The following is a 1,457-nucleotide window of genomic DNA, read 5'->3' as shown; positions in this document are numbered from 1 at the left end:
GGAAAATCTTCCTTGAGCTTGTACATGGCATTGTCATGACAAGTGTTTACGATTTTTTCCAATTCTTGCAGTATTTCATTGCTTTCTGCAAAATCTGTAATTATCTGCTTTACTTCATTAAATATGACTGACTGTTGCGATGTTGTATTTTCACGTTCATAGTAGGTCTTTCCAAGTTTATCGACAATGTCAAAGCGTGAAGCAGCCAATCCTCTTAAATAACTTTCCGTAGTCTGCTGTTCTTTCACGCGTTCAGTAAGAGCCTTGTACTCGGAATTGGCTTTCTCTGTCAATAACAAATAATGGTTGGTACGATCACGTTGCATGCGTAAACGTTGGCGGACGATATACCAGGCAATTCCAATAATAAAAAAGGTAGCGGCTGCTATAGCTATTTCCCAGACAGTCCGGTTTTTCATTCTGTATTGGGCGAATTTTGTTCGCTCTTTAAAATAGTCCCGCTCGACCATACCGGCGGAGAATTGCATGTTTGAGCGCATTATTGAATCGTTCAAGTAGATATAGCGATGTACATTGTCCGTTGCTTTTTCAAAATTTTTAGCCTGCGCTTCGATATGGTATGCAGTGTATTGTAGTTCTGCCATGTCGCAAATATCAGTAGTGTGCGCCTTTGCAAGCTCCAGATAATACCGTGCACTGTCTATATGATTCTTCAAAAGACTTACATCTGTCAATGTGTGATATCCATATACCGTATCCTGTCGGGCGGAAAGTTCGATTCGCTGTAACAGGTCATTGGATATATGCCGTTTGGATATCACATATAGTGATGCAAGATTAGTAAGGCTGACTTCTATCAGATTACTGTTATTATGTTCATCGGCCAAGTCAAGAGCCGCCGAATACAGCCTTATTGCTTTTTCTATATCTTTTGAGTGAAAAGTAGCGGCTGCCATGTCAAGGGTTGCCTTTGTCTCCTCCTGGATATCACCCGATTGGCGGAAATTATTTCTGGCTTCGTGGAAATAATGATATGCCCGGCTGTAGTTCATTTGTTTATAATATACTTCACCGATCTGTCTGTATAAAAGCCCTTTGTAATAAGATTCATCGGTATCTGTCAGTTTCTCTTCTATTTTGAGAAAAAGACGTAATGCTCCCGGTTTATCACCTGTGCGTAATTTAATTCTTCCCCAATAATATAGAGTTTTACACTGGTGACGTAAATCTTTGGGGTAATGTTTATAATATTGCCAAGCCTGGCGGATCAATGAATCGTCAGTAACTTTCATTTGTTTTTTTTCCAAAGCTTCGGAATAGAGCAATGCATATCTGGCCTGTTCAGCCCGGTTGCCTTCTGGTTTGAGTTTTTGTAGTATTGCTAATGCACTATCCGGGTTGTTCTGCATTAGCTTTTCAGCCTCACTAAGGCGAGGGGTCTGTTCCCTGTTATAACAACCTGTAAAATAGAGAATAGCTGATAGTCCAATTATAAT

At 40.1% G+C, this 1,457-nt stretch carries 1 protein-coding gene; it reads right to left on the bottom strand.

The window, feature by feature from the left end:
• A partial coding sequence (locus tag DWX62_RS21200; RefSeq protein WP_243636290.1) for a hypothetical protein occupies positions 1-1,457 on the bottom strand: 1,457 nt, incomplete at both ends.

It is taken from the genome of Bacteroides sp. AF20-13LB (assembly GCF_003603065.1).
GTDB lineage: Bacteria > Bacteroidota > Bacteroidia > Bacteroidales > Bacteroidaceae > Bacteroides > Bacteroides uniformis.
This window is presented reverse-complemented; position numbering and strand designations above follow the sequence as displayed.